At 35.6% G+C, this 15847-nt stretch carries 15 protein-coding genes; 9 read left to right on the forward strand and 6 right to left on the reverse strand.

What is annotated here, in order from left to right; all coding sequences use genetic code 11:
- Positions 1-64: 64 nt before the first annotated feature.
- Entirely contained in the window at positions 65-1693 is a 1629-nt protein-coding gene (locus PFY10_16630; GenBank protein ID WBV55838.1) for an acyl-CoA carboxylase subunit beta, read from the reverse strand.
- 460 nt (positions 1694-2153) lie between these two features.
- Between PFY10_16630 and PFY10_16635 the strand changes: the two genes are divergently transcribed.
- Genes PFY10_16635 through PFY10_16645 form a run of 3 tightly spaced genes read left to right on the forward strand, consistent with a single transcriptional unit; the run spans position 2154 to position 4894 of the window.
- Positions 2154-3032 carry an EamA family transporter gene (locus PFY10_16635; protein WBV55839.1) on the forward strand — a complete coding sequence of 293 codons (879 nt, stop codon included), beginning with the start codon at positions 2154-2156 and terminating at the stop codon, positions 3030-3032.
- A 13-nt stretch (positions 3033-3045) separates the two neighbouring features.
- The gene (locus tag PFY10_16640) at positions 3046-4128 is read left to right on the forward strand and encodes a PorV/PorQ family protein (protein WBV55840.1); all 1083 of its coding nucleotides are present in this window, start codon (positions 3046-3048) and stop codon (positions 4126-4128) included.
- Positions 4129-4138: 10 nt separating this feature from the next.
- A complete protein-coding gene (locus PFY10_16645) occupies positions 4139-4894 on the forward strand; it encodes a hypothetical protein (protein ID WBV55841.1) in 756 nt (251 codons plus the stop codon).
- 111 nt (positions 4895-5005) lie between these two features.
- On the opposite strand, the gene PFY10_16650 is transcribed toward PFY10_16645, so the two are convergent.
- Positions 5006-5575 (reverse strand): fasciclin domain-containing protein, encoded by a 570-nt coding sequence (locus PFY10_16650; protein ID WBV55842.1) that lies wholly within the window; start codon positions 5573-5575, stop codon positions 5006-5008.
- 253 nt (positions 5576-5828) lie between these two features.
- Here PFY10_16650 and PFY10_16655 point away from each other — a divergent pair, with 253 nt between their 5' ends.
- Entirely contained in the window at positions 5829-6398 is a 570-nt protein-coding gene (locus PFY10_16655) for a sigma-70 family RNA polymerase sigma factor (protein ID WBV55843.1), read from the forward strand.
- Between the two features lies 1 nt (position 6399).
- A complete protein-coding gene (locus tag PFY10_16660) occupies positions 6400-7218 on the forward strand; it encodes an anti-sigma factor (protein WBV55844.1) in 819 nt (272 codons plus the stop codon).
- 71 nt (positions 7219-7289) lie between these two features.
- On the opposite strand, the gene uvrC is transcribed toward PFY10_16660, so the two are convergent.
- Positions 7290-9080 carry an excinuclease ABC subunit UvrC gene (gene uvrC / locus PFY10_16665; GenBank protein WBV55845.1) on the reverse strand — a complete coding sequence of 597 codons (1791 nt, stop codon included), beginning with the start codon at positions 9078-9080 and terminating at the stop codon, positions 7290-7292.
- An 89-nt stretch (positions 9081-9169) separates the two neighbouring features.
- The gene (locus PFY10_16670) at positions 9170-9934 is read right to left on the reverse strand and encodes a hypothetical protein (GenBank protein WBV55846.1); all 765 of its coding nucleotides are present in this window, start codon (positions 9932-9934) and stop codon (positions 9170-9172) included.
- 124 nt (positions 9935-10058) lie between these two features.
- On the opposite strand from PFY10_16670, the gene hutH reads away from it, so the two are divergent.
- From hutH to PFY10_16690, 4 genes are all read left to right on the forward strand, one after another.
- A complete protein-coding gene (hutH, locus tag PFY10_16675) occupies positions 10059-11546 on the forward strand; it encodes a histidine ammonia-lyase (GenBank protein ID WBV55847.1) in 1488 nt (495 codons plus the stop codon).
- 8 nt (positions 11547-11554) lie between these two features.
- Positions 11555-11971, forward strand: a complete 417-nt coding sequence (locus PFY10_16680) for a DUF2059 domain-containing protein (protein WBV55848.1) — start codon at positions 11555-11557, stop codon at positions 11969-11971.
- 109 nt (positions 11972-12080) lie between these two features.
- Entirely contained in the window at positions 12081-12527 is a 447-nt protein-coding gene (locus PFY10_16685; protein ID WBV55849.1) for a GNAT family N-acetyltransferase, read from the forward strand.
- Between the two features lie 145 nt (positions 12528-12672).
- Positions 12673-14157 (forward strand): S8 family serine peptidase, encoded by a 1485-nt coding sequence (locus tag PFY10_16690; protein WBV55850.1) that lies wholly within the window; start codon positions 12673-12675, stop codon positions 14155-14157.
- A gap of 109 nt (positions 14158-14266) precedes the next feature.
- On the opposite strand, the gene ygiD is transcribed toward PFY10_16690, so the two are convergent.
- Both ygiD and PFY10_16700 read right to left on the reverse strand, forming a co-directional pair.
- A complete protein-coding gene (gene ygiD, locus PFY10_16695; GenBank protein WBV55851.1) occupies positions 14267-15094 on the reverse strand; it encodes a 4,5-DOPA dioxygenase extradiol in 828 nt (275 codons plus the stop codon).
- 76 nt (positions 15095-15170) lie between these two features.
- The gene (locus PFY10_16700; GenBank protein ID WBV55852.1) at positions 15171-15683 is read right to left on the reverse strand and encodes a YceI family protein; all 513 of its coding nucleotides are present in this window, start codon (positions 15681-15683) and stop codon (positions 15171-15173) included.
- Positions 15684-15847: the final 164 nt, after the last annotated feature.

A 15847-nucleotide genomic window follows, 5' to 3' on the forward strand; every position in this document is an offset into this window, starting at 1 on the left:
TAAATACAAAAAGCCCTACTTTTTCAAATAGGGCAATAAATATATATTGAAAATTGTATCATCATCAAACTTGTATTACTCCCAAATTAAATTTCTCTGTTATAGGGGAATGATTAGCAGCTTCAATACCCATAGAGATCCATTTTCTGGTATCTGTAGGATTAATGATAGCATCAGTCCATAATCTGGCTGCAGCATAGGTAGATTCGGTTTGTTTTTGATATCTTTTGGATATGCTATCTAAAATTTCATTATGCTCTTCTTCACTGATTTCTTTTCCTTGTTTTTTTAATGTTGATTCCTGGATTTGAGCTAAAACTTTTGCAGCCTGAGCTCCCCCCATTACAGCAAGATCAGCCCATGGCCATGCAACAATGAGTCGCGGATCATATGCTTTTCCACACATTGCATAATTTCCCGCTCCATATGAGTTTCCGGTAATCACAGTAAATTTAGGAACTACAGAGTTGGCTACTGCGTTTACCATTTTTGCCCCGTCTTTAATAATCCCTCCATGCTCTGATTTGGATCCTACCATAAATCCTGTAACATCCTGTAAAAAGATCAAAGGAATTTTTCTCTGATTACAATTAGCGATAAATCTCGTTGCCTTATCTGCAGAGTCGGAATAAATAACTCCTCCAAACTGCATTTCTCCTTTACCACTCTTTACTAATTTTCTTTGATTCGCAACAATTCCTACGGACCAGCCATCTATTCTTGCCGTAGCACAAATAATAGTTTTTCCGTAATCCGGCTTATATTCTTCAAATTCGGAATTATCTACCATACATTTAATAATATCTAATGTATCATATTGCTCAGCTCTTGAAGCTGGCATTATCCCAAAAATGTTTTCAGGATTCTCTTTCGGTGGAAAACTTTCAATTCTGTCAAAACCTGCTTTTTCAGTACTTCCAATAGATTTCATGATATTCTTAATCCTGTCTAAAGCATCTTTATCATCTTTTGCTTTATAATCTGTAACTCCTGAAATAGAACAGTGCGTAGTTGCTCCGCCCAGAGTTTCATTATCGATACTTTCACCAATGGCAGCTTTTACGAGATAGCTTCCTGCGAGGAAGATAGATCCTGTTTTATCAACGATCATTGCCTCATCACTCATAATGGGTAAATAAGCACCTCCGGCCACACAGCTACCCATAACAGCAGAAATCTGTATAATTCCCATAGAACTCATTTTGGCATTGTTTCTGAAAATTCTTCCAAAATGTTCTTTATCAGGAAATATCTCATCTTGCATAGGCAAATAAACACCTGCTGAATCTACAAGGTAAATAATGGGAAGTTTATTCTCCATAGCAATTTCCTGCGCTCTGAGATTTTTCTTTCCGGTAATTGGAAACCAGGCACCTGCTTTTACAGAAGCGTCATTCGCTACAACAAGGCATTGTCTACCCGAAACATAACCAATGACAACCACTACACCTCCTCCGGGACAGCCTCCATGTTCCTCATACATCTCATAACCTGCAAATGCTCCCACTTCTATGGAATCTGAATCTTTATCGAGAAGATAATCAATTCTTTCTCTTGCAGTCATTTTTCCTTCTTCACGTAACTTTTGAAGTTTTTTCTCTCCACCTCCTTTTTTTATTTCGGCAAGTAAACGATTTATTTCGGATAATTTTAATCTGTTTTGATCTTCTCGTTTGTTGAATTCGATATCCATAAAATTATAATTTTTTACGCCTAAAGATACTATTTTTAAAGAGAATATAAATTTTATTAAAACACGTGTTTAATAGTTTGGTTTACAGAAAATTGTGAAATATTTAACAAGAAATTATTTTTAATTAATTGATATTTTTTCTAACTTTACGTAAGAGTATTGAGGAGTATTATTGCTCTTTAATTACTCTGTTCCTAGTTTATTTTTTTAATAGTTTATTATTTGAAAGCCCCGAAAGTTGTCCAAATTTTCGGGGTTTTTTGTATCTGTATTTTGCGGTTAGATATATTAAGATTTTTTTGATCTTCTCATCATTAAATATGATTCTTCATGAAGTTTAGTAAATGAAAATGGGAGTTTATTATAATAATATCTGTTTTTCTTATTCAAATCTATTTTTTATGAAAGGAATTGGAAATGCTATTTGTAAATTTGCATTTTAAAAATTTAAAGGTAGGTTATGCATAAATTAGCACTTTTCAGATTGCATTTAATAATTTTTTTATGGGGATTCACTGCAATCTTGGGGAAACTGATTCATGCCAATGCTCAGATTCTGGTTTTCTACAGAATGCTATTTGCCGCGATATTCCTATATGCTTACATAAGAATTTATAAAAAGGAGAGTATAAAAGTCTCAAAGAAAATATTTTTCCAATTGGCGGCGATTGGTACTGCAATGGCGGCTCATTGGTTTTGTTTTTTTTATTCCATTAAAGTTTCGAATGTTTCTATTGCATTAAGCTGTTTATCATTATCTACTCTTTTTGCGTCAATATTAGAACCTGTCATTTTTAAAAGAAAAATAGATATTTCGGAAGTTATCATGGGAATTGTTATCGTGGCTTGTATCCTGCTGATTTTTAAAACAGAGTTTCAATATAAGGAAGGGATACTTTTTGGTGTCTTGTGTGCTATTTTTGGGACGATATTTTCCGTTTTCAATGGTAAGATGTTTGGAAAAACAAGTTCAGGGAATATTATTTTTTATGAAATATTCTGTGGATGGTCAGTTTTATTGATATTTTATTTATTTTCAGGGCAAATTTTTCAAATGAATGAAATAAACTACAGGGATTTGGCGTTAATATGCTTGTTAGCAAGTGTTTTTACTGCTTTTCCAATGTTGGAATCAGTGAATCTGATGAAGTATATTTCTCCTTTTACACTTATTTTAACAGTTAATTTAGAGCCAGTTTACGGAATTATACTAGCTTTTTTTATCTTTGGCGAATCGGAGCATATGAGCCCTATATTTTATATAGCATCATTGGTGATGATATTAGCAATTATCGCTAATGGGCTGATAAAAGCCAGAAAACAAAAAAAAACTAATTAAGCATCAAATTTATATGATGAAAAAATATCTACTATTCCTATTTTCTTTAGCATTTGGATTTTTTCAATCTCAGATCATTAGAAAATATTCCAATGAATTTTTAAATATAGGTGCAGGAGCAAGAGGCCTGGCGATGGGTGGAGCGGTTATTTCCAATCAGGATGACGTTTATTCTCCTATGTGGAATCCAGCAGGTCTGATGTCTATCGAAAGAGACTGGCAAGGGGCTGCCATGCACGCCGAATACTTTGAATCTATAGCAAAATATGATTATCTGGCCTATGCTAAAGTGATGGAAGAGGGAGTTTTCGGAGTCTCAGTAGTGAGATTGGGGGTAGATAATATTCTGAATACGACTCAAATGATCGATTCTGAGGGAAATATTGACTATGACAAAATCACCAAGTTTTCACAGTCAGATTATGCTGCTATTCTGTCCTATGCATTTCATCCTGGCGGTAACACAAAATTGGATGTGGGTGTTAATGCCAAGATTGTTTACAGGAATGTAGGGAAATTTGCGAGCGGATATGGATTTGGTTTTGATGTAGGGGCAATTTATAAAGCTGATAATGGATGGAAATTTGGGGGAATGCTTCGTGACGCTACCACCACCGTTAACTTTTGGAGCATCAATCAGAAGGAGTTATCTACAGTTGTGAATGGAGAAGAGTTTAACCCTGCTCCAAAAGATAAAATGGAGCTTACTATGCCTAAACTTAATGTAGGAGCAAGTAAAATGTTTGAAATCAACAGCAGCGTTTATGTTTTACCGGAAGCCGGAATCAATGTGGATTTCGCTAAAACAGCAGCTTTAATTTCCACAGATTTTGCCAGTATAACCCCATATGCAGGAGCGGAATTGGGATATCAGAAAATGATTTTTGTACGTTTGGGAGTGAATCGTTTTCAGTCTATCACGGATATTGAAGATCTGAAAAGAAAGGTTTCTTTTCAGCCGAGTGCAGGTTTGGGAATCAGATACCGAGGACTTACCCTTGACTATGCTATTACTAATTCAGGAATTGGAGGATCGAATTTTTATTCCAACTTCTTTTCACTTAAATTAGATATGGGAACATTTAGAAATGATTAAAAAATAAAATATGAAAAAGGGATTATTTGCTATATTGACAGTTTGTTCGATACTTGCTTTCGGACAAAAAGTATCTGATTATAAGTATATTTCTATACCTGAAAAATTCAGCACTTTTAAAGAAAGTTTCGATTTGGATATTGCTTTGGCGAAAGCTTTAAAAGGTAAAAAATATGTTGTTCTTCAGGGAAGCCGGGAGCAATGGCCTGCTGAAGCTAAAGAAAATCCTTGTAATATTGTAAATGCCGATGTCATTGATGATAGCGGGTTCTTAAGAAATAAAGTGATCGTTCAGTTTAAAGACTGTCATGATAAGGTATTACTAACCGGTAAAGGAGCATCAAATATTAAAGATTATAAAGAGGGATTTCAGGATGCATTAAAACAAACTTTTGTTTCTATTCCTGTTTCTTATCCAACGATAATAGCTGCTCCGGCTGAAACGAAGACCAATGAGCAGGTGCAGGTTGCTTCAATTCAGGATAACACTAATACAGCTTCATCAACAGGAAGTTCTGTAAACAAATATAGTAACGGAGCAGTAACCCTACAGAAAATTCAGATTGATAACAGTCAGTTTATACTTGTGAAATCGGATAGCTCTGTTCCTTATGCAACTTTTAAGGAAACAACAAAAAGAGAGGTGTTCAGAGTGAAGCTTGCAAATGGAGATAATACTATCGGTTATTATGAAAATGGAAATATTGTAATAGAGATTCCTACCGGAAATGGTAGTTATTCTAAAGATGTTTATGCAGGTAAATAAGAAAATGTAAAAACTTCAGAGGTTTTTAGGAAACTAAATACAATAAGCAACCCCTTACCAAAATAACAATAGGTAAGGGGTTATTTATTAAACCATAAAAAAAACTAAGAATTAAGGCATCAGAACCGTATCTATTACATGGATAACGCCATTAGACTGATTAACATCTGCTATGGTAATTTTTGCACTGTTCCCTTTCGCATCTTTTACATAAAGGTCTTTGCCTTTTGTCCAGAAAGTAACATCTTCTCCTTCCACCGTTTTCATCATACTTTTTCCATTTTCTGCTTTTACAGCGGCCCAGATTTCCTTAGCATTAAACTTTCCGGCTAGTACATGATATGTCAGAATTTTAGTAAGCATTTCTTTATTCTCCGGCTTAACCAGGTTTTCAACTGTTCCTTTTGGAAGTTTAGCAAATGCCGCATCTGTAGGCGCCAGTACAGTAAATGGACCAGCTCCTTGTAGGGTTTCCACTAATCCGGCAGCTTTTACTGCTGCTACCAGTGTTTTGTGATCCTTGGAATTAACAGCGTTTTCAATGATATTTTTGGATGGATACATAGCGGCTCCACCTACCATTACTGTTTTTTCTTTCATCGTTTGTGCAGTTACCGTTCCGCTAAATGCGAATGATAATACAACCATTCCGAATACTGCGATTTTTGATCTTGTGTTCATTTCTTTGATTTTTTTAATTAAATAGTATTTGATTTCTTGTTATGATCATTTACGACATTCATCTTGTTTTAGATTTAAAGATTTTTATTTTTTTAGTCGGAAATAAAAATCCAAACAAACAGAACTAGTGAAAAAATATGGATCTGTAGGAATTGATTTTAATATACCTTTCATATTCTTGTAATTGTTAATTTCATATACGATGTAAAAGAACTTTTAGATTTTTGTTATTATATGTTTTATTTTATTACATTTGAATCGAAAAATATTCGCTATTAAAACAAACTATTCGGAGGAAGAACTTATCGTTTTATTGAAGGATAAAAACGAAGCTGGTTTTCATTATTTGTATGACCATTATTCCGGTGCACTATATGGTGTAGTACTTCGAATCGTACAATCAAAAGAATATACTGAAGAAATTATTCAGGATGTTTTTGTTAAAATCTGGAATTCTATCCAACAGTATGACACCAGTAAAGGAAGATTCTATACGTGGATGATCAATATTGCAAGAAATACAGCGATCGATTATCTAAAATCTAAAAGTTTTCAAAACGAATTAAAAAACCAACCAATTCCGGATTTCGTATATAACAGTGCTGAACTTTCTACCACAAACAATACCTCTGATTTTATTGGCTTTAATAATGTGCTTGAAAGTTTGGAAACTGATAAACAGGAACTTATTGATCTGGCTTATTATCAGGGATACACACAGAATGAAATATCTGATAAATTGAAAATACCCCTGGGTACGGTAAAAACGAAGATGCGGAATGCATTAATAAAATTAAAGGATTTGTTAAAAGATTATCAATAAATTGAACACTAAGGAATACATATCATCCGGAATTATAGAATCTTATATTCTAGGACTTGCTTCTCCCGAGGAGGCAGGTATTTTGGAGTGTGTGATGAAAAATAATGCTGAAGTAAAAGCTGCTTTTGATGAAGCACAAAAAGTACTAGAGGATCTGGCAACTGCTCAGGCTGTTGCCCCACCTAATGAGTTAAAATCTAAGATTTGGGAAAAGATTCAAAAAGAACAAACTTTTGAAAAAATTACACCTGCAGCGCAGCCAACGCAGCCTTTCGGAGATGTAACAAATAGATCGAAAGAAATTGCAAATACAAAAAATAACATCTGGAAAACTTATGCAATCGCAGCTTCGGTCTTATTTTTAGTAAGCCTTACCGGAAATTTGTTTTGGATGAATAATCAGTCTGAAAGCAAAAAAGAGATCGCAAAATTGGAAACTGAAAAACAATCTAAAGATGCGGCTCTGCAAAAGATGAATGAAAAATGGACGATGATATCCAGCCCTGATATGCAAATGGTTATGCTAAAAGGAGTGGAAAAACATGCAGATTCCAAGGCAATGGTATTTTGGGACAAAAAGACCAAAGAGGTCTATCTGAACGCAGAGGCTTTGCCTAAAGCTCCGGAAGGAATGCAATATCAATTATGGGCCATTGCAGACGGTAAACCCATAAGTGCAGGAATGTATACGGAAGAAAAAGATAGTAAAATTGCTCTTTCTAACATACCGAAAGCGCAGGCATTTGCTATCACCCTTGAAAAAGCGGGTGGAAGTGATGTGCCAACTATGGAAAATATGTACGTAATGGGAGGTGTATAAATACCTTCTGATCAAAAATAAAAGCGCTCTTTTGTAATGTAACAAAAGAGCGCTTTTATTTTTAAATTTTGTTAGTCGTTAAAATACTCCCAAATAACCTTGGCTTTACTTTTACCCAATATTTCCTCTAATGTTTCCAGGTTGGATTCTTTGATCCTTTTTACTGATTTTAATCTGGATAATAATAGTTCAATTGTTTTTTCTCCTACACCGGGAATTTCTTCCAGTTCAGATTTGATGGTAGAGTTTTTCCTTCTGGTCCTATGATGCTTTACACCAAAACGGTGAGCTTCATCACGAACCCTTTGGAGGATTTTAAGAGTTTCGGATTTTTTATCCAGATATAATGGGATAGGATCTTCGGGAAAGAAGATTTCTTCCAGTCTTTTAGCGATTCCAATAATAGTAATCTTTCCGTAAAGACCTAAAAGCTTTAAACTTTTTACGGCTGATGATAGCTGGCCTTTTCCACCGTCAATCAGAATAAGTTGGGGAAGGCTCTCTCCTTCGTCTACCATTCTTTTGTAACGACGATAGATCACTTCTTCCATAGTGGCAAAATCGTTTGGACCCTCTACGGTCTTCGGATGAAAGATGCGGTAATCTGCCTTACTAGGTTTACCATCTTTAAAAACAACACACGCTGAAACAGGATTGGTACCTTGGATATTTGAATTATCAAAACCCTCTATATGTCTTGGCTCTACAGGCATTCGCAGTAGCTTTTGCATCTCAGCCATTATCCGGTTGGAATGTCTTTCAGGATCTACAATCTGAACCTGTTTTAGTTTTTCCAAACGGTATTCTTTAGCATTTTTCTCGGAAAGTTCAACGATCCTTTTTTTATCACCTACTTTAGGAACAATAAGTTTTACATTAGGGATTTCAACGGATAAATGAAAGGGAAGCAAAACTTCTTTAGAGTCGGAACCAAACTTCTGACGAATTTCAATAAGAGCTTCTTCCAAAATATCCTCATCTGTTTCTTCAAGGATCTTTTTGATTTCTGTTGTAAAACTCTGGATTATATTTCCATTTCTGATCTTAAAGAAATTGACATAGGCAGCCGTTTCGTCGCTGGTCATTCCGAAAACATCCACATCGTCAATATTGGGATTGACAACGGTGTTTTTTGCCTGATAATCTTCCAAAATATCCAGCCTTTCCTTGATGATCTGTGCATCTTCAAACTGCAGATTAGCAGCATGCTTCATCATCTGGTTAATAAGGTAATCTTTAGCTTTTCGGAAATCTCCTTTTATAATACCGCGGATGGAGTCAATCTTTTCATCATATTCTTCTTTGCTTTCCAACCCTTCACAAGGGCCTTCACAGTTCTTGATGTGATATTCGAGGCAGACCTTATATTTGCCATCTTCAATTTTAGTGGGAGCAAGATTCAGATTACAAGTCCTGAGCTTATAAATATGTTTTATGGTATCCAGCAGTATTTTTGCAGGACGAACTTTGGCATAAGGACCGTAATATTCCGAACCATCCTTAATGATGTTCCTCGTAAGGAAAATTCTGGGAAATGCTTCATTTTTAATGCAAATCCAAGGATATGTTTTATCATCCTTGAGCATTACATTGTAAAAAGGTTTATGCTCTTTGATCAGGTTGTTTTCTAATAGAAGCGCATCATACTCGCTATTCACAATAGTGGTTTCCAATCGCTGGATTTTTCCGACCATTATTTTTATCCTGTACCCCGATAAATTTTTATTGAAATAGGAAAGAACCCTTTTCTTTAGGTTTTTAGCCTTGCCTACATACAATAACTGTTCATTTTTATCGTAATAACGATAAACGCCAGGCTCAGAAGGTAAAGTTTTGAGTTGTAATTCTAAAGAAGGATTCATATAACAAAATTACGGAATCCATCCGGGATTTAAAAGAACAAAAAAGCTGTAGAATTTTCTACAGCTTTTGACATATTATGTAAGATATTTTATCCGTTGCTCATTTCAGTATACTCATTGACCAAAAAGCTAAAATAATCCCATTCAGCAGATTTCTTAGGATATTTTTTCATGAATTCTGCATTGTCACCAAAAAGAAAATCATAATTGTCTTCAAAGTCATCCTTATGCAGCCAAAGTACTTTATCTCCCTTTTTAATATAATAGGATTTGATTACACCACCTCCGAGCTGAGGAGAACCTCCAATTGAAAAACCTCCCGTTTCTTTGGCTCTGGGATCATAGTACACGGAGATGATTTCACTAAAATCAGGATTGATCAATTGCATCAGAAATTCTTTATCCTCTTTTTTATTTTTCAGTGATACTGTTTGATTGACAAAGTGAATTCGTTCGCCGGTTGTGTTTTTAGTTAATTTTTTAGTTCCGAAATTCCGGATATTTCCCATGTATTTAGCAACTTTTGCTATTTTTTCGACGTTGCTAGGATAGACATACATTTCGCTGATCTGCTCAGCATTGAAGATTTCGTTCTTTTTTGAAATACTGTCTTTAATAGAAACTTCGTAGATCTGTCCTTTTTTGGTTTCTATTTTACTGCAAAAACCTTTATGAGAGCTTCCATCTTTTAAAATAATAGTAGAGGTTTTTCTGGGAGATGGTGTATTAAAACCTTCGTTGAAAAGGTAAGTTTCCATCTTTTTAATTTCTTCTTTGGAGTATTTCACTTTGTCCTGTGCAAAGGAAGCTGTGCCCATAAGGCATAGTGCAAATAGTAGAGTTTTAGATTTCATTGGTTATTTTTTAACGGACGTAAAAATAGCAAATTAAATTACTTTCTGCCGAAAAAATTAACGCTGTGAAATTTAGCTTTTACAATAGTCGCTAAATGTGTAATTTTAAAGAAATTTTTTAGAAATGATATACGGTGTAGATATTTTCACTTTCCATGATGTATTGGAAATCTGTAAAAAACCCAATAAAGCAAAACTTAATAAAGCAGCAAAAGAACAAATTTTAAAATCCCAGAAAAATGTTCAAAAAATTGTTGAATCTGATCGATGTGTTTATGGGATTAATACGGGATTCGGTCCTCTTTGTGATACGAAAATTTCAGCTGATGAAACAGCTCAGTTACAATATAATTTAATCATTTCCCACGCTGTTGGAGTTGGAAAACCTATTGATAAAGAATTTTCAAAGATTATGATGATTGCAAAAGTTCATGCATTATCAAAAGGATTTTCCGGTGTTTCTTTAGAGGTTATTGAAAGATTGATCCTGATGTTGGAAAAAGATATCATTCCTGTTGTCCCTGAACAAGGTTCGGTGGGAGCATCCGGAGATCTTGCTCCTTTAGCTCATCTTGTTTTACCATTGTTGGGTCTTGGACAAGTTTGGGAAGGTGATGCCATCTATGAAACTTCTGAAATTTTAGAAAAACATAATCTGGATCCTTTAGCTTTAGGACCTAAAGAAGGGTTGGGGCTTATTAACGGTACCCAATTTATCCTGGCTCACGCGATCAAAGGATTGGAGAAGTTTGAATACTTATTGGACCTTGCAGATATGACTGCTGCCATGAGCCTTGAAGCTTACAGAGGCTCTGAAAGCCCTTTTAAAAAAGAACTTCACGAGATCAGACCTTTTGAAGGAAGTAAAAAAGTAGCAGCAAGAATGCTGAAATTCCTTAAGAACTCTGAAAATATGAAAGCACATGAGGATTGTGAAAGAGTACAGGATCCTTATTCTATGCGATGTGTTCCTCAGGTACACGGGGCAAGCAGAAATGCTTTTGAACACCTGAAAATGATGGCAGAAACCGAATTGAATTCTGTAACGGATAATCCGATTGTATTGAGCGCTGAGGAATCCATTTCAGGAGGAAACTTCCATGGTCAACTTATGGCTTTGCCACTGGATTATGCAACTTTAGCTGCAGCTGAATTAGGAAATATTTCTGACAGAAGAAGTTATTTACTTCTGGAAGGGAAATATGGCCTTCCAAGATTATTGACAGAAAGCTCAGGACTGAATTCAGGATTTATGATTCCTCAATACACTTCTGCTGCTTTGGTTACAGAAAATAAAACACTTTGCTTCCCTGCATCAGCAGATTCTATTCCAACAAGCTTAGGACAGGAAGACCATGTTTCTATGGGAAGTATTTCCGGGAGAAAATTCAATCAGGTTCTTGGTAATCTGGTCAATATCTTATCTGTTGAATTGATGTTTGCGGCTCAGGGGCTAGAATTCAGAAGACCGGCTAAATGCTCAAAAATTATTGAAGAGAATTTCAGTATTCTTCGTTCCAAAGTAGCAAAACTGGAAGATGACAGATTAATCGGTAAAGATATGCTTGCTATTGCAGAATTAATCAATGATAGAAAATTCATTGTGAATTAGTAGTGAGGATGAAGAGAATAATTGCCGTAAGTATTTTGTTTTTAGGAGTAAATACCTTTGCTCAAATAAAAGAGGCGAAAATTAAAGAACTCATTGCTCTTACGGGAGGTGATAAACTGGCTTCCCAAGCAGTAAGTGAAAATATAGGAAAATATCAACAGGCATATCCGGGGGTACCCCGAAAATTTTGGGAAGAGTTTTCAAAGGAAATGAGTCCCGAAAAGTTTGCAGAAATTTATGTGCCGATTTACAATAAGTATTACACCGAAACGGAAATTGATGAGCTGATAAAATTCTACAATACGCCACTAGGAAAAAAAGTATTGGAGGTTATGCCATTGATTCTAAAGGAAAGTATGGAAGCCGGAAGAAAAATGGGAGAAGAAACATCCGCTGAACTCATGAAGAAAATAGATGCCGAATAAGGATATCTAAAATCTATTCTGGCATCTTCAGGATATTAAAAAAGGCTTTCTGAATGGAAGCCTTTTTTATTTTTTCAATTCGTTATCTCTTATATTTGCTGAAAAAACAATGATTATAAAAAGAGTAGATTCCTCTGATATCGATTTCCAGAATCTTGTGAAGTTCCTGGATGAAGATCTTGCTATCCGCGACGGTAAGGATCATGCTTTCTACCATCAATTCAATGGAATTGATCTCCTTAAAAACTGTATTGTAATGTATGCAGACAATATTGCAGTTTCCTGTGGTGCCTTTAAGATCTTTTCTGAAGATACGGTTGAAATCAAAAGAATGTATACGAGCCCGATGCAAAGAGGAAAGGGACTAGCCGGAAAAGCATTAACCGAATTAGAAACCTGGGCTAAAGAGTCCGGTTTTAGCAGATGTGTTTTAGAAACCGGAATTATGCAGCCCGAAGCAATTGCTTTATATGAAAAAATGGGTTATAAAAGAATACCAAATTACGGACAATACATTGGGATTGAAAATAGTGTCTGTTATGAAAAAGAGATATAGAAAACAAGGGTATGTAAATCCTGTTTTTACTTTATTACAGGATGATTTGAGAAAATTAATATTCGGGAAATAGTAAATTAATATTCAGGGAATTACAATTCACGATAAAGTGTTATATTGGTGATACCAATCAAAAGTATAACATATGAGAAAAAATGTATTTTACCTTTTAGTCTTATTTTTCTTTATCGTATCATGTAACAGAGAAAGTATCCAAAATGAAACTTCCGGTCTTGAAGCTTATCAGAAAGATCCTCTGACAGCAAAACAAATTAACGCGGAAATCAATCAATCCATTAAAAGTAAAGGTTCCTTCAATTGGAGCCAGACTTCAGATCACTTCCTCTGGAGCGCCGTCTTCCGTGGAAACAGGATGGTGTCCATTGGATTTGGTTCTTCCAAAGATGATTTCGATAGAAGTAAATCTCCTAACAGCAGTGAAATAGAGAAAGAGCTCTTATCTGTCATCAAAAAGTATGAAGGAAAAGATGAAAGAGGATTTCTTCTTCTTTCTGATCAGTATCTTAATCAGATGGATGTTGTAATTGAGAAGCAGGAAACACTTACTGAACTCAGAAAGATGAAAACTATCAGATATCTGGAGCCTGCAGATTATCATTATTTTGAATATGAAGCAGCATATAATACAAATGCAAAATCTTCAGGGAGCGGTTCTTCAGGATGTGGCTTTTCTTCAACAACACTCAACACAGCTGATTATACAAGCACAACCCCAAGTGCAAAAATTCCATGGGCTTTTACAAAACACAGTATTCCGAATGCCTGGAATTACAGTACCGGCGCAGGTATAACTATTGGTTTGATTGATACCGGAGTTTCCCCTGAGCAAACCTTGTTGGGAAATAGTTTTAATAACGGAGCATCTTCAGGAAGAACCATCAGTAAATTCGGAGTTTATAACTCAGATGGTTCAGCAGATCAGTGTGGTCACGGAACAAAAATGGCTTCTGTAATGACCGCGCCAAGAAATAATGCCGGATTACCTGTAGGGGTAGCTTATAATGCCAATCTTATCGCATACAGGGCAGCAGAAAATGTTGTGTTGGAAACCTCAAGTGAACAAACTGCTGTTAAAACTGCTTTTACTGAGTTGGGTAATAACAATAACGTAAAGATTATCTCAATGTCGATGGGACATATATTTTCTGTGGGAAAAATTGAGGATGGTGTAAAATATGCCTACTCTAAGGGAAAACTTATTTTCTGTGCAGGGGGAACATCAACAAGCTTTACCAATTTTGTGGGGGTGATATTCCCTGCCTGGATGCCGGAGACCCAAGCAATAACAGGAGTAAAGGAAAATACTTCCAATAAAAAATGTGATGTTTGCCACTCCGGAAGTCAAATTGATTTTACATTTCAGATGGAAAGATCTTCAGGAAGTAATGTTCCGGTATTGAGCTATTATAACGGACAGTCTGACTATGTAGGAGGATCTTCTGTTGCAACTGCGGCAACTGCTGGTATTGCAGCTTTAGTCTGGTCAAAAAATCCATCATGGACGAGAGAGCAGGTACTCACAAAAATGAGGCAGTCTGCTACTTACTATCCAAATCCGGATTCCAGTTATGGTTATGGGAATATCAATGTTCTCAACGCGGTTCAATAACTCATACAGGATAATAAAAAAAGGAAATATCTTCGGATATTTCCTTTTTTTTATTTTTTGAAAGTATACACTTAAAACCAGACTGTTTTAAAGTTAAAAATACTATAATTTATCCCACTCTTACACTTGTCATACTTAGTGACCCACCTATCAGCTCGTCATTGAATAGGCGAAGTTCTTCAGAAGAATCTTTTAATCCTAAAGTATAGATCAGAGGTAAATAATGATCTGGTGTTGGGACAGCATATTGTAAAAAAGTACCTTGTTTCTGATAGTCAATTATGTTTTGAAAATTGCCATCTAAGAGCCAGTTGTTGGTTTTTTCCCTGGCTTCAATTGCCCAGTCCCAGCCCGCACCCACCGTATTGATGTTCTGCCAGTCGATCAACCTCAGATTGTGAACTATATTTCCGCTTCCGATAATCAGGATGCCTTTTTCACGTAGTTTATTCAACCGTTTTGCGAGATCAAAATGATATTGCGGAGGTTGAGTGTAGTCGATACTCAATTGAATAACCGGGATGTTTGCATCAGGGTACATATGCTTAATTACAGACCATGCACCGTGATCTAATCCCCAATTGTGATCTTCTACGACCACCGAAGGAGCTAAAAGTTCAATAGTTTCTTTTGCCAATTCAGGGCTTCCGGGAGCTGGATATTCCACATCAAACAGTGCTTTCGGAAAACCTCCAAAATCATGAATGGTTCTTGGCATATCCATAGCCGTTACATATGTACCTTGAGTATACCAGTGAGCAGAAATACATAGAATAGCATTGGGAGTTGGAATTTCACTAGCTGATTTTCTGAACCCCTGAACAAACTGATTTTCTTCAATTGCATTCATGGGTGAACCATGACCCAGAAATAATACGGGCATTCTCTCTGTGTTATTGAAATGATCACTGATGTTTTGTAAATCGTTGAGGTTCATAATAGGGTTTTTAAAAAATAAAAAGGTTCAAGGTTTTTAGAAATCCCTGAACCTGATTATAAGTATTATGATACAATTATGCTTGCTTTACAAACTGTAGTTCACCAGCTACTTTTACCTCATCGCTTACCATTACACCTCCTGCTTCAAGAGCTGCATTCCAGTTTAATCCGAAGTCTTTTCTGTTGATTTTTCCTTCAAAAGAAAAACCAGCTTTTGTATTACCCCACGGGTCTTTATTGATACCCCCGAAATCTACATCCAAAGTTACAGGCTTTGTGATTCCATTGATCGTAAGATTTCCGGTTATATCTCCATTCAATGCTTGAGACTCAAACGTAATGGTAGGGTTTTGCTCAGCATTGAAAAATTCTTCAGACTTTAAATGGTTATCTCTGTCTACATTGTGTGTTGAAACAGAATTGGTTTGAATCGTTGCACTGGTTTTAGCATTAGAAAACGTATCATCATCAGCTTCGATTTCTGCATTGAAATTAGTGAAGCTTCCTTTAATACTGGAAATCATCATGTGTTTTACTTTGAAAGTAATTTCACTGTGTGCCGGGTCTAAATTCCATTTTGTTGCCATTGTGTTGTATTTTTTATTTGTTATTTATATTGCAAATGTACATTAAGGCTTAAATAGAAACCATTGATATAGGATAAGAAATGAAGTTTCTTTTGGAGCTGTTTCCCGCTATCCATTTTTACTCCTCGCTCCAATTCTGTTCCATACCCTTGCTGCGGGGTAAT

This window comes from Chryseobacterium daecheongense (assembly GCA_027920525.1).
GTDB lineage: Bacteria > Bacteroidota > Bacteroidia > Flavobacteriales > Weeksellaceae > Chryseobacterium > Chryseobacterium proteolyticum.